This is a genomic window from Arthrobacter sp. 2MCAF15 (assembly GCF_052115605.1).
Taxonomy (GTDB): Bacteria; Actinomycetota; Actinomycetes; order Actinomycetales; family Micrococcaceae; genus Arthrobacter.
The window spans coordinates 388,867-406,988 of the sequence record NZ_JBFRGZ010000001.1 but is presented as its reverse complement, the minus strand read 5'-3'; the positions used below and the strand labels follow the sequence as shown (position 1 = coordinate 406,988).

General features: G+C 65.5%; 14 protein-coding genes and 1 pseudogene. 1 reads left to right on the top strand and 14 read right to left on the bottom strand.

All coding sequences use genetic code 11. The features are described 5' to 3' along the window. Positions 1-3: 3 nt before the first annotated feature. Genes AB4089_RS01790 through AB4089_RS01750 form a run of 9 tightly spaced genes read right to left on the bottom strand, consistent with a single transcriptional unit; the run spans position 4 to position 11,185 of the window. Positions 4-1,926: a glycosyltransferase gene (locus AB4089_RS01790; protein ID WP_441407605.1), complete on the bottom strand. Its 1,923-nt coding sequence runs from the start codon at positions 1,924-1,926 to the stop codon at positions 4-6. A 4-nt stretch (positions 1,927-1,930) separates the two neighbouring features. Then, the gene (locus AB4089_RS01785) at positions 1,931-2,746 is read right to left on the bottom strand and encodes a hypothetical protein (RefSeq protein ID WP_441407604.1); all 816 of its coding nucleotides are present in this window, start codon (positions 2,744-2,746) and stop codon (positions 1,931-1,933) included. A 13-nt stretch (positions 2,747-2,759) separates the two neighbouring features. After that, a complete protein-coding gene (gene wecC, locus AB4089_RS01780; RefSeq protein ID WP_441407603.1) occupies positions 2,760-4,070 on the bottom strand; it encodes a UDP-N-acetyl-D-mannosamine dehydrogenase in 1,311 nt (436 codons plus the stop codon). 7 nt (positions 4,071-4,077) lie between these two features. Beyond that, positions 4,078-6,000, bottom strand: coding sequence for a glycosyltransferase family protein (locus AB4089_RS01775; RefSeq protein WP_441407602.1), 1,923 nt, complete (start codon positions 5,998-6,000; stop codon positions 4,078-4,080). Between the two features lie 3 nt (positions 6,001-6,003). Then, positions 6,004-6,894, bottom strand: coding sequence for an ABC transporter ATP-binding protein (locus AB4089_RS01770; protein WP_441407601.1), 891 nt, complete (start codon positions 6,892-6,894; stop codon positions 6,004-6,006). Further along, positions 6,881-7,789, bottom strand: a complete 909-nt coding sequence (locus AB4089_RS01765; protein ID WP_441407600.1) for an ABC transporter permease — start codon at positions 7,787-7,789, stop codon at positions 6,881-6,883. The genes AB4089_RS01770 and AB4089_RS01765 overlap by 14 nt, the downstream gene beginning before the upstream one ends. Beyond that, positions 7,789-9,525 carry a glycosyltransferase family 4 protein gene (locus AB4089_RS01760; RefSeq protein WP_441407599.1) on the bottom strand — a complete coding sequence of 579 codons (1,737 nt, stop codon included), beginning with the start codon at positions 9,523-9,525 and terminating at the stop codon, positions 7,789-7,791. Before AB4089_RS01760 ends, AB4089_RS01765 begins: the two co-directional genes overlap by 1 nt. Continuing rightward, a complete protein-coding gene (locus AB4089_RS01755; RefSeq protein ID WP_441407598.1) occupies positions 9,522-10,781 on the bottom strand; it encodes a glycosyltransferase family 4 protein in 1,260 nt (419 codons plus the stop codon). Before AB4089_RS01755 ends, AB4089_RS01760 begins: the two co-directional genes overlap by 4 nt. 5 nt (positions 10,782-10,786) lie before the next feature. Then, a complete protein-coding gene (locus AB4089_RS01750) occupies positions 10,787-11,185 on the bottom strand; it encodes a hypothetical protein (protein WP_441407597.1) in 399 nt (132 codons plus the stop codon). A gap of 457 nt (positions 11,186-11,642) precedes the next feature. On the opposite strand from AB4089_RS01750, the gene AB4089_RS01745 reads away from it, so the two are divergent. Next, positions 11,643-12,143 carry a DUF3515 family protein gene (locus AB4089_RS01745; RefSeq protein WP_441407596.1) on the top strand — a complete coding sequence of 167 codons (501 nt, stop codon included), beginning with the start codon at positions 11,643-11,645 and terminating at the stop codon, positions 12,141-12,143. A gap of 195 nt (positions 12,144-12,338) precedes the next feature. On the opposite strand, the gene AB4089_RS01740 is transcribed toward AB4089_RS01745, so the two are convergent. The 5 genes and pseudogenes from AB4089_RS01740 to AB4089_RS01720 form a co-directional block, all read right to left on the bottom strand. Continuing rightward, positions 12,339-13,484 (bottom strand): D-alanine--D-alanine ligase family protein, encoded by a 1,146-nt coding sequence (locus tag AB4089_RS01740; protein ID WP_441407595.1) that lies wholly within the window; start codon positions 13,482-13,484, stop codon positions 12,339-12,341. Positions 13,485-13,486: 2 nt separating this feature from the next. Beyond that, positions 13,487-14,539 carry an NAD(P)H-dependent glycerol-3-phosphate dehydrogenase gene (locus AB4089_RS01735; RefSeq protein WP_441407594.1) on the bottom strand — a complete coding sequence of 351 codons (1,053 nt, stop codon included), beginning with the start codon at positions 14,537-14,539 and terminating at the stop codon, positions 13,487-13,489. Between the two features lie 164 nt (positions 14,540-14,703). Continuing rightward, a pseudogene (locus AB4089_RS01730) lies at positions 14,704-15,444 on the bottom strand (lysophospholipid acyltransferase family protein); the annotation flags it as partial. 10 nt (positions 15,445-15,454) lie between these two features. After that, positions 15,455-16,780 (bottom strand): UDP-N-acetylglucosamine 1-carboxyvinyltransferase, encoded by a 1,326-nt coding sequence (gene murA / locus AB4089_RS01725; protein WP_028278332.1) that lies wholly within the window; start codon positions 16,778-16,780, stop codon positions 15,455-15,457. Positions 16,781-16,958: 178 nt separating this feature from the next. Beyond that, a complete protein-coding gene (locus AB4089_RS01720; RefSeq protein WP_441407593.1) occupies positions 16,959-18,113 on the bottom strand; it encodes an amidohydrolase in 1,155 nt (384 codons plus the stop codon). Between the last annotated feature and the right edge of the window lie 9 nt (positions 18,114-18,122).

Sequence of the window (18,122 nt, the reverse complement as noted above, 5' to 3'; positions counted from 1 at the left end):
CTTCTAAACATGCGGGTAGGTGGTGTGAGAGGACTGGGAGGCTGCGGGATCGGGCATGCGGGCGAAGTGGCTGCGCATGTCCTCGAGCCTTGTGCCGCCCCCGGCACCCGGGACGGAACCGATCTGCGGCGGCGGCTGGAACCCGTCCCATTGTTCGGCCACGCTCTGGAGGAAGATGCTGTCCTCCGGATTCCAGGTGTGTCCGCCGTGTGAGTCCGCGCCGGAGTGGCGTTGCATCATGTAGTTCTGGCCGTGGGAGCGGTAGATGAGTCCCCCGGCGACCTGGACCGCCTGCAGGAGGCAGCGGTCAACGGCGCGATGGATGGGCCGCCATCCCCCGAGCTGACGCAGCTCGTCTCTGCCGATCATCATGGTGCCGCCCGCTACATGGTCCGAGTACTGCTCGCCGAGCGGAGGCCGGCGCGTGGTGATGTCCAGGCTTTCCAGGTACACGAATTCGACTTGGGCCCCGACCAAGGTGGCGCCGCTGAAGTCCTTTGCGTGGACGAGGTCGCGCACGTGGTGCGGGCCGTACCAGTCGTCGTCGTCCATCTTGCAGACGAGATCGCCGCTGGCGGCGCGGACGCCGGCGTTCAGCACGTCGCCAAAAATCATGTCGGCCGGAACGGAGCGCAGCTGCAGCTCGCCGGGATACGCCTCGACGGCGCGCCGGACCTCGGGCAGTTCGGCATCGAAGCCGTGCAGGACCACCACCACTTCCAAGGCTTCCCAGCTCTGGCGTGCCAGCTGGTCCAGGGCGGACGCCAGCTTCTCGGGCCGGCGGGTGGCCAGGACCACGCTCACGGAAGGCGAGGGAAGCAGCGGCCCGCCCAGCTGGCAGAGCAGAGTGTTCCAGACGGCCTTCGGGCTGTAGATGTCCAGGGCCGTCCGACGCAGCTCGATCGACTTCGATTCCCGCAGCACCCGCGGATCACCGGCGTCGAAAGCCTGAAGGCAGTCCACCAGCTGGTGGCCGAGCAGGGACCGCACCGGGGCGGGCAACGCCCGCACCAGCAGCGGGACGCCAGCGACGGCCAGCTGGCTCAGGCGCCGCGCCAGCTGCCAGTCCAGACCGCCAAAGCGGGTTCCGTCCACCTCGAGGTAGTCGTGCGGCCGCAGGGCGGCGAGGTCGGCTTCGCTCAGGTCTCCCCCATAGCCGAGGTCGCCCGGCTGGAGCGCCCGCGTGGGCTTGTCCGGGTACGGCAGGAACCCCATGGGCGATACGACGGCGGTATCGACAGGGGGCAGCACGGTTCCAGGCGGGGTCCAGACCGGCGGCGTGACCCTTGCGGGCTGGTCAGCGATTTGCCGGCTGAGCTGCTGGGTGAGCTCGCCGGGCCCGATCAGCACGTCGACGGCATAGATGTCGTCCGGCTCTGGCTGCAGGAGCTGTTCCGTCATGAAGCTGCCGAGTGCGTCCCCGGCGAGCCAGACGCTGTCGGCGGGTTCGGTGATGCCCACACGCAGTCCGCCCAGCACGGGCCGCGGCGCAGCAGGCGAGCAGCAGCCCAAGGCGGCAACGGCCGCAGCATGCACGTTCACCCATTTGCCGCCTTCGACCACGACTGCGAAGCCGAGCCCCGGCACCGTCATGGCCGAGGTGCCGGCCTTGATCTGGAGGCTGCGTGGAGTCCAGACCGGCAGGTCGGCGGCGGGGAACAGTCCGCGGACGACCAGCACGAAGCGTTGCGCCCGTCCTTCGCTGCGGAACAACGGGAGCATCGTCCGGGCCTCGGCGAGCGACTCCGCCTGCACAACGTAGTGGTCCCACCACAATTGATCGGCCGGAACGGCGTGTTCCCATTCGGATCCGTTCCGGGGATCGCGGTGCTCCCAGTCCGTGCGGGCATAGTCCAGCCCAAGGTCCAACGCCAGCTCCGCCATGGAGTGCCCGGCGGAGCCAACGACGACGCTCTTGATCTGCATCCTGCTAGATCCCCGCCCGGCCTGAGCGGGCCATAAGCCGGCCAAGGATGTAGGCCGGACCCTTGCGGGCAATCGCGCGGGCGCGTGAGACGCCCCGGTTCGGGGCAAGCCCCTGCTCCAGGCGGCGGCGCTCGACTTCTGACTTCTTCAGCCGGGCCTCGAGGAGCCGGATTTTCTGTTCGTAGTCCACACGCGTGGCGCTGTCGGCCAGGTCCCGGACCACGATATTGAGGTCAAGGGTTGCCGCGGCCCCCTTGCGCAGGTGCAGCTTGGGCTTGGGCCGCCGGAAGTCGTGCAGGCCCAGGGCGCTGCCGGAAACCCAGCGTTCGCCGCCGGCGCTGCGCGCGGACTTTTCAGGATCACCGGCTTCCCGCAGCTCACGAAGGGTGGCTGTCCGCCACAGTTCGATGGCGCCGGGCTGCCCGTCCACCAAAGCCCGGAGGACCAGTGCCTGCGTCTGCCGCAGGCTGTCGAGCATCGCCTCCAGCGAGTGCAGGCCCAGGGCCGTTCCCGCGCTGAGCACCAGCGTGTGGTCGGCCTCGGCAATGTGCTGTACGTCGGTCCCGAGGAACGAAAAGCGGTGGTCGGTGGCAAGCCATTCCTCCAGTTTGGGACGGCGGCCGTCCTCAACAAGGATGTCGACGGCGAAGTCCTGGCAAGCGGAGCCGAAAAGCGACCCGACGGTCCCTGCAATCTCCAGATCCGTTGCCTTCGCGGCCCGGATCAGAATCCGGACCAGAGGAGTCTGGCGCCGCGGCGCGTGCAGGGCTTTGAGTGCAAAGCCGGCATTGCGCAGCTCTTCTTCAATGGACGCTGACACGGCGTGACTTCCCCTATCCACTTACGCTGGCCCCCACGGGCGTGTGCGGCCGGCCGTAGTCGACAAGCTCGTGCTCATTCCAAATACCCTTGGTGTCGATGACCTGCTTGCCCGCCAGGGAAAGGATGTCAAGGGTCAGGAATTCATCGTGGTCCACCAGAAGCAGGACGAGGTCTGCCGCGGCTACAGCTTCTTCCATGCCGTGGAGGCGGGAGAGGCCGGACGCCGTCAGCGCCGTGGGGAGTTCTTCGACGTTCGGGTCGACCACCAGGATGGTGCTCTTAGGCAACTGCCGGACCAGTTCCTGGACAATCGTCACCGACGGCGACTCGCGAACGTCGTCGATGTTGGCCTTGAACGCCAGGCCGAGGACGGCCACGGTGGCCGCAGGCTGGTCGGCCAGTGCCTCCACGGCCTGCCGGACCACGTGGTGCGGCTTGGAGTCGTTGACTTCGCGGGCCGTCCGGATCAGGCCGGAGTGCTCCGGGACGGCGTCGACGATGAACCAAGGATCCACGGCGATGCAGTGCCCGCCGACGCCTGGTCCGGGGCGAAGGACATTGACGCGGGGGTGGTGGTTCGCGAGCTCGATCAGCTTCCAGACGTCAATGCCCAGGTTGTCGCAGATCAGCGAGAGCTCGTTGGCGAAGGCGATGTTGACGTCACGGAAGGTGTTTTCCACCAGCTTGGTCATCTCGGCCGTGGTGGCATCCGTGAGCAGGATCTCGCCCTGGCAGATCACCTCGTACAGCCGCTTGGCCAGCTGGGCGCCCTCCTCGGTGAGGCCTCCGATCACACGGTCGTTGGTGACCATTTCGACCATAATCCGGCCCGGCAGGACGCGCTCCGGGGAGTGCACAATATGGACATGGTTCCGTCCGGGGGCAGCGTCGAGCGACAGGTCCGGCCGGAGTTCCATAAGGTAGGCACCCAGGCGTTCAGTGGTGCCCGGAGGCGACGTCGATTCCAAGACCACGAGTTCGCCGCCGCGAAGTCTTGGCGCGAGTGCTTCGAGGGCGCTGCGGAGGTAGGAGAGGTCTGCGCCGTTGCCCTCCGCGAGCGGGGTGGGCACAGCAATGATGAACGCGTCGGCCGAAGGCACGGTGGTCATGGCGACGAGGTTCCCGAGACTCACCGCTCCTGAGACCACCACACCCATGTCGGGTTCCACGAAGGGAACCTCTCCCCGGTTGACGGCGTCGACCGTCGACTGCTTCACATCGACGCCGGCTACACGCTTGCCTTTCGCCGCGAAGCTCGCCGCGGTGGGCAGGCCGATGTAGCCAAGTCCGATGACGGCAACATCAAAAATCGTCTCGTCCATGTCTCCCCTAAACTAAAATGTGCTCTTCGGGCGACCCGAAGAATTGAATCTTTGAAGTAGCCAGAAGCTCTTCATTGGTGATGGGCCACGTGTGTGACGACACGTCGGCGCCGCGCATCTGGCAGTAGTTAAAGCGGTCCGCCGAGTAGATCCGCGCACCCGACTCGATGACGTCGCTGAGGAAGCGCGAGTCCTCTCCACGTTGCAGTTGCTGAAAAGGAAAGCGCCTGAAGGTGTCAGTTGAGGCGAAAATCGTAGGTCCGGAGACTGCTTCGACGTACCGGTGTTCCAGTTGCGGGTTGCGCAGGATCGTAGCACCAGCTCCGGCAAGATGCATGTAATGCGCCCGTTTTCCCACCACCTCGGCTTCGGAGTACATCATGGCGTGGACTTGGTCGCCCAGGTACAGGGGGCTGTAGATGTCGTCGTCGTCCCATTTGGTGGCGAACCGGCCGTCGGCGTGCGCCACGAGGGAATTAAGGCACTCACCGAGCAGGGTTTGCTGCGGTTCGTGGAGGACCAGGATGTCGGAAATCCCGGCTTCCAGGCATTTCCGGCGGAACGCGGCTTTGTCGATCTCAAACCCGTGCGCAAGGTAGACCAATTGGACATCCACGTCCTGCTGGGCGGCCACGCCGGCAATGACGTGTTCCAGTTGTTGCGGACGGAAACTTGAAACGAGGACCGACACCTGGGGCCGCGGTGCCGCGGTGGCCAGCGCAGGCCGCGCCGCTGCCGCGATGGACCGTGCCCGGTGGCTGAAAGTGTGTTCCGCCCAGATTCTGCGCTGGGCCTTGTGGACGAGGCGCTGGGCGTAGTCCGGGTTGGCGGTCAACGCCTTCAACAGGTGGGCGGCATCGTCACGGTTGTCTGCGGTGGGAATTTCGCTTCCCGGGAAGAATTCCGTAATGGCCGCGCTCGGGGTCGAGACAACGCTGGAGCCGGCCGCGGTGATCTCGAAAATCCGCCGGGCGCACATCGAGGGCGAGTCCGTGACGGAGTTGACGTTGAGGAAGACTTGGTACGCCTTGTAGGCGGTTAGCATCTGTTTGTAGGACAGGGACCCCACGACGTGCTTCTTGAGGATTCCGGGGAACTGATACTGCGGCTGCCTGCCCAGCTGCCGCGAGAAGATTTCAAACCCGGGGCGTTTGCCCGCGGTTGCGTCCACGGCCGCACCCAGCAGGTACTCCATCTGGCGCCGGCGGTCTTCGTACTTGTGCGCGAAATACATCCCGGCAAAGGCGATCTCGCGGGCGTGCCAGCCGTGCCGGGGCCGCGACGGGTTGTGGATGCGGGGCTGCGCGGCAAAGGGCAGCACGGAAATCCGGTCGTGGCCCAGATCTGCCCGGTAGCGCGGCAACATGTTGGCGTCGGTGGTGAAGACGTGGTCGAACAGTTTCGCGGCGGGCAGGAAGTCCTCGTAGTGCGGCGGGTCTTCCTTGTTCCAGAAGATCGCCGGGAGTCCGGCTGCCCGGCAACCCTCAACGAGTTCCCGGAAGACCGCCGAAGGGCCGGTGGGGCCGGTGATCTTGCCCCGCCAGAGTCCGGCGTTGCCCGCCCAGGCGGATTCGACGACGACGAAGTCCAGCGCCTCATCGCGCAACTGCTCTTCCCAGCTGTCCGGCCTGAGCGCCACGACGGTCCACTCGGCGGAGAAAGCCGCCGCGGAAAAGTCATCCATGATGATGCCCACTCGCAGCTGCGGATTTCGCGGCTGCGCGACGTCACCCTCCGCTTCCCTGAAGACCAGGTGCCGGCCGCGTCCCAAGCCGCGCCATGCGCCTTCCGCGCCGCGGACGCCGGCCAGGCTGGCTTCGTCGCGCTCGGCCGTGCTGCGGTGAAGGTAGCTCTTGACCTGGCCCATGCCGCCTTGGCGGGCGTGCCACAGTGCGCGGCGCCAATACGCCGTCTTGTCCCTAAAACTCATTCTCTACCTGGACCGCTTCCAGCCGTTAGGGAGCAGCGTGGTCCGCATTTCGGGCAGGCTTGCCATTAGCTCGGCCCGGATCTGGCGGCCGTAGTCGGCGTTGCCCTCGTTCATGCGCCAGATGAAGTTCCGGTATTCCTTGGCCACGTCGTCCGGGGTTCCGTCCATGATGAAATCGCCCTTGTCGATCCATATGGCGCGGTTGCACATGCCCGTAATTGTCCCGAGGCTGTGACTGACCACGAAAACGGTTCCGGCCTGCTCGGTCACCTTCTCCATCCGTGCCTTGGAGCGGTCTTTGAACTGGGCATCGCCGGTGTTGAGTGCTTCATCGATGAGTAGGATCTCGGGGTCCACGGCCGCGGCGATGGCAAAGCGGAGGCGCGCGCCCATGCCCGAGGAGTAGGAGTTCATCGGGTGGTAAACCTCGTGCTCCAGTCCGGACATCTCCACAATGTCATCGAACTTGGCATCGATTTGTGCGTGGCTCATGCCCATCGCCAGGCAGCCGAGCCGAATATTCTGGGCACCGGAGATGGAGCTGATCAGAGCTGCGTTGACGCCCAGGAGGATGGGGTTGCTCGAGGCATAGACAGTGCCGGTGTCGGGGATGATCAGGCCGGCGAGGACCTTCATCAGGGTGCTCTTGCCCGAGCCGTTGCGGCCAATGATGCCGATGGAGTCGCCCTGGTTAGCCACGAAGGAGATCTTGCTCAAGGCCTTGGTCTTGACCGCTGAATCACCGAGACGGCGGGCCTTCAGGCTCTTCAAGATGGAGGTTCGGGCATTGGTCCGCCCGGGAGACTGGTTCTTGGTCCTGTAGACCACTGAGATGTCGTCCACCACCACTGTTGGCTCCGGGTGGGCGACTCCCGACAAATCAGACACGTCCATAGCTTTCCTCTCCGCGCCAGAAGACAAACAACCCCGCGGCAACGGAAACCAGTGCCCACAGTGCCAAGACCTCCCAGGCCCGCCATGCTGGCGTCGTGTCGTAAAGGACAGAATCGCGAATGATTTTAATGACCTGGAAAATCGGATTGTAATCCATGACGGTGCGTATGGCGGGGTATTTTCCGAAGCGGCTCTCGGCAAAGAAGACGGCCGAGACATACATCAAGAATCGAATGACAAACGTGAGCAGGTGGCTCAAGTCCGGAATCTTGAGCAGTAACGGCGCCAGCAACATGCCAATCCCCAGATTGAACAGGAATTGCAGCAGGATCACGGGAACAATGAGCAACCATCGCCACGTGATTTCCTCGGCCGGCGCCGTGAAAATGACGAAGAGCAACATGACGATAGTCACGGGAATGTTGGAGAGGAGCTCCCTCACGTTGACGGCGATGGGCAGTGAAGCGCGGGGAAACTGGAAGGCCCGGATCATTGACGTGTTACCGGTGAGCGACTTGGCTCCGCCCACGATGGAACGGGTGCTCATCTGAAACGTAAATGTCCCAATGAGAACGTAGCCGATGAAGTTATCAATTCCCTTGCCGGTGCCAAGGAGCACGCCAAAGATCAGGTAGAAACTGAGGCCGTTCAGTACCGGAGTCAGCACAAGCCACGCGGTACCTAGATGCGTCTTGTCGTTGCCGCTCTGGACCCGTGAGCGGGCGTCGAAGAGGATGAAGCTTCTGCGGTCCCACAGCTGGACCAGATAGTCCAGGAAGTCGGGCCGCTGGCCCACCTTACTCAATCGCACAAGGTTCACGGGCACAGAGACGGTGGGCGTCCTGGTCTCTTCCGTCTGGATTTCTTCCGCCTGGGCCTGCTCTTTGATGCTCATCAGATAGTTACTCCCAGCATTTCCAACTCTCGTGCCAGGGCAACCGCGTTGGCGGCCCATGTTCTGTCCTGCAACACACGTTCCCTTCCCGCAGCACCGAACTCTGCGGCCAACTGTGGATCCGTGAGCAGTTCCCGGATGGCGACGGCTAACGCGTCTGGATCCCCCGCCTCCGCCAGGCGCCCGGTCACCCGGTCCTCGACAATTTCCGCCAGAGCCGGCAAGTTACTGGCCACGACGGGGCGGGCGCAGGCCATGGCCTCCACGGGCTTGAGCGGTGTCACGGAACGGGTCACCTCCAAGTCCTTGCGCGGCACAACAAATACATCCAGCGCTTGATGGTACAGTGCCGTCTGGCTCCGGGGTACGCGGCCCGTGAAGATAACGCGGCTGGCGAACCTGCTCCGCTGCGCCTGAATCTGCAGCGATGGCAACGAGGAACCGTCACCCACGATCAGGAGACGGAGCAAAGGCAGGTCCTCCGCTAGCCGCACAAAGGCGGCTACGAGGTCCTCAATTCCTTCATAGGGTACCAAGCTGCTCACGGTACCGATAAATTGCCCGTCTTCTGCAAGACCGAGCTCACGCCGGGCGCTGGCCTTGTCCAGAGGTTCGGCGAGGAAGTTCCCGCCAACGGCGTTAGGGGCGATCAGGACCTTGCTGGCCGGAATTCCGGCAGCGACGATGTTGGCCTTCATGGCAGTCCCGAGGGTCAGCACGAGGTCCGCGTCCTGCATGACTTCCGTTTCCCGATTCTGAAACAGCCGGTACTTCTCGCTGTCGCGGGCCTCGGGCCCGCGGGTGGAGGCCCAGGTGTCAGCCAGTTGGCCGCGGACCTCGTAGACCCAGGGAATCCCGAGGGCCTCGGCCACGGCCCGCACCACCAGTCCGTTGACGTAGTGCGTAGTGGTGTGCAGCACGCTGGGCTTGAAATCCAAGGCCACGGCGAGCAGTTCCTCCGCCTGCTGCTGCAGCCGGGCGTCAATGGACTGGGCCATCTTGGCGGGCAACAGCCGTTGGTATCGGATCCCGTCCACGGTGTCATTGCTCTTCGCGAGGAGTTTCCCGACCTGCACTGGATAGCCCATCCTGGTGACCGCCAGCACATCCCAGCCAGCCGCCTGCTGCGCCAGCAGGGTGGAGTGGGACCGTTGGGCGTAGCCACTGGCGGTGTGAGGCAGGGAGTTTGTCAGCAGATGCAGGATCCGGCCGGGAACCGGAGCATAGGGTCGGCGCTCGAGCGACGGCGATGCGTCGGCCAGGATCGCGGCCTCGGCCGCGAGGCGGGCACGCTGCCGCAGTCCCGCAGCGCCCGAGCCGTTGAGTGCCGCAACGGCTTCGCTGACCGCGCCGTCGTACCACAGGCGCCGCGCCCGGGCCTGCTTCGCGTGCTGCGCGGTGCCCGCCTTGGCAAGGAAGACATCCGAGACCGCGGGCAGGTTTGCCGCGAGGGCGACGTCGGCCAGGCGCCGCGCCTTGTCCCCCTCGACGGGTCCGTCGGCAGCGATGCGGAGGCGACGATCGACGTCGGCGTCGTCACCGGCGGCGAGTGCCGCGAACAACACGGCCGCGGACGTGGAGTCTTTCGGAGCCAGCTGGCACAAGCGCTTGGCGAGCGGAAGCACCGCCGAGGGCAGCCTGCGCGAAAGCTGCAGGAACAGGATGACGGGATCGTCCGTCAGATGCTGGCGCACGACGCTTTGGGCCAGCCGGACGTTGTTAATCAGTTGCATCATCGACGAAGGCTGGTTTCCGCGAGCAGTTCGGTGATGAGTTCCATGTAGCGGCCGGCGAGTTGCCCGTACTCCGCGTTGGCTTTGACCCACTGGCGGCTGTCGCCATTGCGGACCAGGCGGCCGCGGTCGGCGGCCAGCTCGCGCCACAAGGCGGCCAGCTCTTCCGGATCGCTTGCCACGATATCGCCGGCCTCGGCGTCAGAGACGATCCGCGCGGCTTCTCCCTTCACCACGGCGGTGATGTGTCGGCCGATGGCCAGAACCTCATAGGTCTTGGACGGCACAGTGGTCTCAAAGGACTTCCAGTCGTCCCGCAAGGAGACGATGCATGTGTCCGCCGATGAGTAGCGTTCCAGCATGGCTCCCCCGGTCAGGGGCGGGTGAAACGTGACAGGAGCCCTTAGTTCACGTGCAAGCTTCTCCAATGCCGGCCTCTGGGTCCCGTGTCCCACCATGTGCAAGTGCATCGAGTTCCCCACGAGGGCACTCGCGCGGATGGCGACGTCGAGCTTTTGACTCTCGCCATGATTCCCCAAGTACAGGGCCTCGAAGACGTCCCGTTTCGGCTCAGGCGGTCCCACCACTGGGATAGCGTCCAGGTGCACTCCGTTGCTGATCGTCGCCACGTTACGGACTCCGCGTGAGCGCAGCGTGGCCGCGAATCCCTCTGTCACTGTGACTACGAGGTCCGCCCGGTGCTGGACGAAGTCCACTGCATGCTCAACGACGCTCTTAACGCTTCCTTGGACCAGGCGGGCGTCGCGGGCCAGGTCCGGCCAAGCATCCCGCATTTCCACGATCAGGGGGACCCGCCTCAATCTGGCCACGGCATAGCCGGCAGCAAGCGAGGGCAAGCCGGGGGCGGTGACAACCACGACGTCGGGCCGGCGGACCATCATTCCGGCGGGGATCGATAAAACGGCCGAAAAGCACTGGTCCAGCAGCCGGGCGGCGCGGGAGTTGCCGTGACGCAGGTAGGGGACGTGGAGGATCTTCTCGGTGAACTGGCCGTTGCGCAGCCGGAATGGTCTTCCAGCCATCCAGCGCGGGAGCGCCCGCCGGCCGAACGGGTAGTGCGCCACGGGAGTCACGACGTCGACATCCCAACCTGAGTGCGTGAATTCCTTGATCATGGCGGTCCAGCGCCTCTGTGGAGGGCTCTGTTCCGGCCAGTAGGAGTGGGTGATCAGCGTGATCCGCAGGCTGTCACTCACGGACTTGGGCGCAGTCGACTCCACCGGGGCTTCATCCTGCATGAGTGTCAGGACTTACTGGTGCGCGGAACGCCGGTGGCTTTTTTGGAACCGATGAACCGGAAGTAAGCAAAGCCCAGGCCCAGCAGGACCAGCACGGTGATGGCTTGGACGGCCAAGGGGCTTCCAGTCGCGACGGCAACGGCGGCCTGGACTTCAGACTTCACCATCACGGGGGGTTCGGTGGGCGTAGCAATGATTGCGGGGGCCGTGGATGGCGCCACTGTCGGAGTGGGCGAGGGAGTCGGCGTTTCAGACGGGGTTTCCTCGACGACAGGAGTCGGGACGACGGGCGCCGGGGCAACGGGTGCAACGACGGGCGGCGTTTCAATGACGGGCGCAGGCGTCACGACGGGCGGAATCGGCGCCACTACGGGCGGGACCACGGGCGCCGGGATGGTGTCCACCGGCGCAGGCGGCGTCTCAACGGCCGGTGGCGGGGTTTCCACCGGCGGCGGAGTGAGAACGGGCTCGTCCGGTGTAGTCGGCGTAGGTTGGGGCCCCGGGTCAGCGGGCGTCGGGGAGGGTGAAATCGCCGTTGCCAATGGGCTAGGGATCACCAAGTCATCGGCGCTGGCTGCTGTTGCCGTGCCCATGACTGAAGCGGCTAGGAGCAATACTCCCAGCCCGGTCCGTATGGTTTTCTTCCGGCTGCACGACGTCATCGACAGTCCCTCCCCCACAGTGCGAGATTGAATCAGGTGTGCGTTATGCGACCAACACTAACGTCTTTGTCGGCAGAGCCCCAGAGTTGCACGAGGTCCCAGTCTACTCGAAGGTAAGAGTCAGGCTGTTCATTGTGATGCTACCCGCTCTCCCGAATGTGTGGCCATAGCGCCACGCGGGCCGGGTTACGCTGGATGAATGCTCCAGTTCAGCCGCCGTGTTTCCGCCCGCATTGCCCTGGTTGCGGCGGCCGCCGCAGCCGGCCTGGCCTTGACCTCGTGTTCCCCGGTGGTGGACGTAACGCCCGCCAAAGATGCCGCGAACGCCGCCTGCGCACCCATGATGCTGGCTCTTCCGGACGCAATCGGCGACGCCAAGCTGCGCAAGACCAACGCCCAGGCCACAGCGGCGTGGGGTGATCCCTCCGCGGTGATCCTTCGGTGCGGGGTCAACGTTCCGGGACCCACCACGGATCGCTGTGTAAGCGTCAACGGCGTCGACTGGGTCATCAAGGAAGGCAACCCGGTGTGGACGCTGACGACGTTCGGCCGCGAACCGGCCACGGAGATCCTGATGGATCCGGACAAGATCAGTTCGGCCACCGTGCTGGCAGACCTCGCCAACGCCGCGCAGAAGATCAAGGCAACCCGGAACTGCGTGGGCCAGGAAGACCTGCAGAACCTGCCGTCCAGCAAATAGACGCAAGCCGGTGGTGGGTCCACGCCGGCAGGGTTCCCTGACCGAAGCGGAGCGAGGTTAGGGTGCCAGTGGTGGGTCCACGCCGGCAGGGTTCCCTGACCTAAGCGGAGCGAGGTTAGGGTGCCAGTGGTGGGTCCACGCCGGCAGGGTTCCCTGACCTAAGCGGAGCGAGGTTAGGGTGCCGGTGGGTGGGGCCTAGCGCAGGCCGGTCTTGCGGTGCAGCGCCAGGTGGATCAGCTCGTCGATCAGCTCCGCATATCCCAGGCCTGAGGCCTTCCACATCTGCGGGTACATGCTCTTGGGCGTAAACCCGGGCATCGTGTTGATCTCGTTTATGATCAGTTCGCCCTCAGGCGTGTAGAAGAAGTCCACCCGGCTCAGTCCCTCACCGCCGACGGCGTCGAAGGCGACCGCGGCAAGTTCCCGGACCCGGGTGATCGCTTCCTCGGGGAGGTCGGCCGGGCAGCTGAGTGCGGCGGCGTCGTCCACGTATTTGGCGTTGAAGTCATAGAATTCGTGCCCGCCGCCGGCCACGGAGATCTCGCCCGGCATGGACGTCCTGGGGGCATCGGTCCCCCGGCCTTCCAGCACGGCGCATTCAATTTCGCGTCCCGTGATGCCGGCCTCGATGACCAGCTTGGGGTCATGCTCGCGGGCCGCCGCGATTGCGGCATCCAGGCCCTCGAGGGAATCCACCTTGGAGATGCCCATCGAAGAGCCCGCCCGGGCAGGCTTGACGAACACCGGGAAGCCGAGCTGGTCCACGCGCTTGCGGACGGACTCAGGATCATTGCGCCACTGGCGGTCGGTCACGGCGATGTACGGTCCCACGTGGAGACCGGCCGATTCAAAGACTACTTTCATGAAGTGTTTGTCCATGCCGACGGCGGACGCCAGCACGCCGGCACCGACGTAGCGGGTGTCAGAGAGCTCCAGGAGGCCCTGGACGGTGCCGTCTTCGCCGAACGGCCCGTGCAGCAGCGGGAAGACGACGTCGACGGCGCCAAGCTCTTGCGGGACCGCGTTCGGGGAGGCCACGATCAGCTGGTGCTCGCCGCCGATCTCGGCCAGGGCTACGGTCTGCGTCGAAGGCGCCACTTCAGGCAGCGACGACGCCGAGAGCGACCACTCGCTGGTGGCGCCGGAAGCCAAGACCCACTGGCCGGTCTTGGCGATGCCGATGGGGATGACGTCGTACTTGTCCTTGTCGATGGCGCCCAGGACACCGGCGGCTGTCACGCAGCTGACGGCGTGCTCGCTGGAACGGCCGCCAAAAAGCACCGCGACGCGGGGTTTGGACTGGCTCGTACGGCCTTCAGTGCTCACATTTTTCTCTGACACGCTCAGTAGTCGCCTTCGGGTTTCAGGTCCCGGGACAGCAGCAGCGGACCCAGTTCATCTACGGACAATTTTCCGGCCAGTACGGCGACGACGGCTGCCGTGATGGGCATGTCGACGCCGAGCTTCCCGGCGAGTTCGTGAACCGCCTGGCTGGACTTGATGCCTTCAGCCGTTTGCTTCATCTCGGCGGTGACCTGCTCGAGTGTCAACCCCTTGCCAAGCAGCCGGCCGGCCGTGTGGTTTCGGGACAGGGGGGACGAACAAGTGGCCACAAGGTCACCCAGGCCGGCGAGCCCAGCCATGGTGCGGGCCTCCCCGCCCAGCGCCAGTGTCAACCGGGAGGTCTCGGCAAGGCCGCGGGTGATGACCGAGGCCTTGGTGTTGTCCCCCATCTTCTTGCCTTCACAAATTCCCACGGCCAGGGCGATGACGTTCTTGACGATCCCCCCGATTTCCACGCCGATCACATCGTTCGTGGTGTACGGGCGGAAGTAGGGTGCGGTGCATGTCCGGGCGATCCAGCCGGCCGCGACCGGATCCGTGCAGGCCACAACGGACGCCGTTGGCTCTTCCCGGGCGATCTCCATGGCCAGGTTGGGACCTGAAACCACGGCCACCCGGTTGGCGGCCAGGCCAAGTTCCTCGCAGATGACCTCGCTCATGCGGGCATCGGTGTGCAGTTCGAGGCCCTTCATGAGGGACACGACGACGGCGCCGGGCGCCAAATGCTGTTTCCAGGCCTGCAGTTGGGGCCGCAGGGTCTGTGCCGGAACGGCCAGGATGACCACTTCCGCGCCGGCGAGGACCTCGGCGACGTCCGTGGACGCGGTGATGCTGGACGGCAGCGAGATGCCCTTCAGGTACTGCTCATTGCGGTGCAGGGTGTTGATCTGCTCCACGACTTCCGGGCGCCGGCCCCAGAGGCGGACGCTTCGTTCGACCCCGGAGGCGGTGGCGGCGTCGGCGACGACCTTGGCGAACGTGGTGCCCCAGGAGCCTGCTCCCAGGACGGCCACGGTGGTGGCGGAATCGGATCCGCGGCTGGCCGCCGTCACGCGGTGCCGTCCGGGTCGGTTCCCGTGGCGGCGGTTGTGCCTGCAGCGTCCGAGTTCTTGCCGGTGCCCTCGGTTGGGTTGGCGCCTGTCCCGGCGGCTGCTTCCGGCGCGACGTCAGCGCCGGCGTCGGGACCTTTGCTTGCCGTCTTCGTTGTTCCTGGCGTTGTGCCACGCTCGACCATGCGGCCGTGTGTGGACTGGTTGTGCGCGGCCGGATCCCAGCGCTGCGCGGGCGGCTGTTCGCCGCGCAGTTCCGCCAGAAGGGCCGTAATGGCGTCCATGATGACATTCGTGGCTGCCGTAAGCGTCTGCCTGTCCAGCGGGCGGCCTTCGAAGGCGCTCAAGTCAACGGGATCCCCCACCACCAGGCGGGAGGTCTTGCGGGGAAAGATGTAGAAACGCTTCGCATACCGCGGGAAGACCTCCTGGGCGCCCCAATGGGCCATGGGCACCACGGGAATGCCGCTCTCCAATGCCATGCGCGCGGCACCGGTGTGACCCTTCATCGGCCACAGCGCCGGGTCCCGGGTCAGGGTTCCCTCGGGGTAGATGATGATCGCCCCGCCTTCGTTGACAATCTCCTTGGCGAGCTGCAGCGAACGGTTCGCCCCCGTCGTCGAGCGTTCCACCGGGATTTGCTTGGTGGACCGCAGCACCGCGCCCAAGACGGGCACCTTGAAGAGGCCGGCCTTGGCGAGGAAGTGCGGCATCCGCTTCTGGTTGTAGAGCATGTGCCCCACCACCAGTGGGTCGATCTCCGTGCAGTGGTTGGGCGCGGCGATGAAGCCCCCGGCGGGCAGCTTCTGAAGGCCTTCCCACTTCTTGTTCATCAACAGGTTCATCACAGGCCGGACAATCCCGGCGACGGCCACAAACGTGGCGTGGCTCTTGGCCGATTCCTTCACCAGGTCCCCGCTACTTGGCTGACGTGATGTCGAAATCGGCGCCGAGGCCCGCGAGCTTCTCCGTGAAGCGCTCGTAGCCGCGGTTGATGATGTCGATTCCCGTGACGCGCGAGGTGCCGGTGGCGGCCAGTGCGGCGATGAGGTGGCTGAATCCGCCGCGCAGGTCCGGGACGTCAATGTCGGTGCCCTTGAGCTGCGCGGGTCCGGAGATGACGGCGGAGTGCAGGAAGTTGCGCTGGCCGAAGCGGCAGGGCACGCTGCCGAGGCACTCGCGGTGGACCTGGATGTTGGCGCCCATGCGGATCAGCGCATCGGTGAAGCCGAACCGGTTCTCATACACCGTCTCGTGGACAATCGATACGCCCTCGGCCTGGGTCAGGGCGACGATGAGGGGCTGCTGCCAGTCCGTCATGAATCCGGGGTGCACGTCCGTTTCGAGGACCAGCGGGTTGAGCTTGCCGCCGCGGTGGTAGAAGCGGATGCCGTCGTCGCCGATGTCCATTCCGCCGCCAACCTTGCGGTAGGTGTTCAGGAACGTCATCATGTCCCGCTGCGTGGCGCCCTCGACGAAGATGTCGCCGCGGGTGACGAGTGCAGCGGAAGCCCAGGAGGCCGATTCGTTGCGGTCCGAGAGGGCACGGTGGTTGTATCCGCCGAGGTCCCGGACGCCTTCGATCCGGATGGTGCGGTCGGTTTGGACGCTGATGATCGCGCCCATCTTCTGCAGCACGGCGATGAGGTCAACGATTTCCGGCTCGGTGGCCGCGCCGGAGAGCTCGGTGATGCCTTCGGCGCGGGTGGCGCTCAGCAGGACCTGCTCTGTGGCGCCGACGGACGGGTAGGGCAGGGCAATCTTCGCGCCCTTGAGCCCGTTGGGCGCGGAAATGTGGATTCCGCCGGGGCGCTTTTCCACGACGGCGCCGAACTGGCGCAGGACGTTCAGGTGGTAGTCGATCGGGCGGTCGCCGATCTTGCAGCCGCCCAGGTCGGGGATGAAGGCCTCGCCGATCGCGTGGATCAGCGGCCCGCAGAGCAGGATCGGGATGCGCGAATCGCCGGCGTGGGCGTCGATGGCCGTGCTGGAGGCGGTCTTGGCGCCCTTCGGGTCAAGGGTCAGATCGCCCGTGACGGGGTCCTTGTCGACCCTGACGCCGTGGAGCTGGAGCAGGCTTGTGACAACCTCGACGTCCTTAATTTCAGGCACGTTGCGCAACACCGACGGTTCGTTGCCCAGAAGGGCGGCAACCATGGCCTTGGGGACAAGATTCTTGGCCCCGCGAACGGTGACGCGGCCAGTTAGCGGGACGCCTCCGCGGATTGTCAGAACACTACTCATATACCGGTTTCCTCACGACTACTCGCCCCCAAATCCTTACAAAGGCTCCAGCTAAGCATAGGAGCATCCGTTACCGATCTGAAATACAGGGCGGTTCGAAGGGCCGCGTGTTGGGTTCGGCTGAGCGGATATGGCGAGGCGCACGGCGCCGCATGCGCGGCGCCGTGGGACCGCAGTGTCAGCGAGAGTTGCCGCAAAGCAGGCGGGCACGTTGCCGGGGATCCCCTGCCGCGGCGCTGGCCGCCGCAGCCAGGCCGAACGCACCGTCCAGCACCGCCCGATCCGCAGAAGCGGAGGACCCGTAGGCGGCGAACTCCGCCGTGTGATGGGCTGCGCCGCCCACGTCGTAGCCAAGCAGCGGGTGGATGCTCGGCACCAGCTGAGAGACGTTTCCCATGTCCGTGGAAGCCACCGGTTTGGCGTTGAAGGTGACGTCCCTCCCCCGGACGGCCATCGCGGCACGGTAGGCCTCGGAGAGGAAACTGTCCTGCCTCAGCTCGGCATAGGCGTTCCCGGCCGGCGTGACCTTCAGCGTTGCGGCGCTGGCAAGAGCACCGGCCTCCAGGCAGCGCCGGACCTTTTCCTCGATCACCCGGAGTGTCGCAAGGTTCGGCGAGCGCATTTCCACGCTGGCCCGGGCCCGCTCAGGGATAACGTTGACGGCGCTCCCGCCTTCCGTGACGATCAGCGACACGATGGATCCCGGCGGAAGCTGTTGCCGGGCCAGGGCAATGGCCGTTTGGGCGACCACCAGTGCGTCCAAGGCGTTGATACCTTCGGCCGGCGCCGCTGCTGCATGGGCCGGACGCCCCTCGTACAGCACATCCCACATGCACATGGCCAAGGATGAACCGCCGATGACGTCCTCGGCACCCGCATGGGCCATCATCGCCAGGGCGACGTCGTCGAAGTGGCCCTCTTCGATGAGATCCACCTTTCCGCCGGTCGTCTCTTCGGCGGGGGTGCCGAGCACCTTGACGGTGATGCCAAGGTCGTCCGCCACGGCAGCCAGTGCCAGCGCCGCACCCACGGCACTGGCGGCGTTCACGTTGTGTCCGCAGGCATGTCCAATGGCCGGCAGTGCGTCGTATTCGACGCAGAGGGCCACTACAAGCTGGCCGTTTCCGTACCGGGCAGTGAAAGCGGTCGGAGATGCAGGCTGGGGGCCGTCGAAGCTAAAGCCAGCGGCCCGCAACAGCACGGCGGCCCGTTTGGCGGCCCGGAACTCTTCGCCGCTGAGTTCCGGATCGGCGTGGATCGCGTGGCTCAGCCGCAGAATCTTGGGCTGCCAGCGCTCCAATGCCGCGGAGATTCGGCCGTGGATCTCAGCCATGGAGGCAAT

What these genes read in the sequence shown, in the direction of transcription:
- AB4089_RS01760 (WP_441407599.1), bottom strand. Translation starts at nt 9,525, where the DNA reads ATGATGCAACTGATTAACAACGTCCGGCTGGCCCAAAGCGTCGTGCGC.
- AB4089_RS01765 (WP_441407600.1), bottom strand. Translation starts at nt 7,789, where the DNA reads ATGAGCATCAAAGAGCAGGCCCAGGCGGAAGAAATCCAGACGGAAGAG.
- AB4089_RS01755 (WP_441407598.1), bottom strand. Translation starts at nt 10,781, where the DNA reads ATGCAGGATGAAGCCCCGGTGGAGTCGACTGCGCCCAAGTCCGTGAGT.
- wecC (WP_441407603.1), bottom strand. Translation starts at nt 4,070, where the DNA reads ATGGACGAGACGATTTTTGATGTTGCCGTCATCGGACTTGGCTACATC.
- murA (WP_028278332.1), bottom strand. Translation starts at nt 16,780, where the DNA reads ATGAGTAGTGTTCTGACAATCCGCGGAGGCGTCCCGCTAACTGGCCGC.
- AB4089_RS01770 (WP_441407601.1), bottom strand. Translation starts at nt 6,894, where the DNA reads ATGGACGTGTCTGATTTGTCGGGAGTCGCCCACCCGGAGCCAACAGTG.
- AB4089_RS01775 (WP_441407602.1), bottom strand. Translation starts at nt 6,000, where the DNA reads ATGAGTTTTAGGGACAAGACGGCGTATTGGCGCCGCGCACTGTGGCAC.
- AB4089_RS01790 (WP_441407605.1), bottom strand. Translation starts at nt 1,926, where the DNA reads ATGCAGATCAAGAGCGTCGTCGTTGGCTCCGCCGGGCACTCCATGGCG.
- AB4089_RS01720 (WP_441407593.1), bottom strand. Translation starts at nt 18,113, where the DNA reads ATGGCTGAGATCCACGGCCGAATCTCCGCGGCATTGGAGCGCTGGCAG.
- AB4089_RS01745 (WP_441407596.1), top strand. Translation starts at nt 11,643, where the DNA reads ATGCTCCAGTTCAGCCGCCGTGTTTCCGCCCGCATTGCCCTGGTTGCG.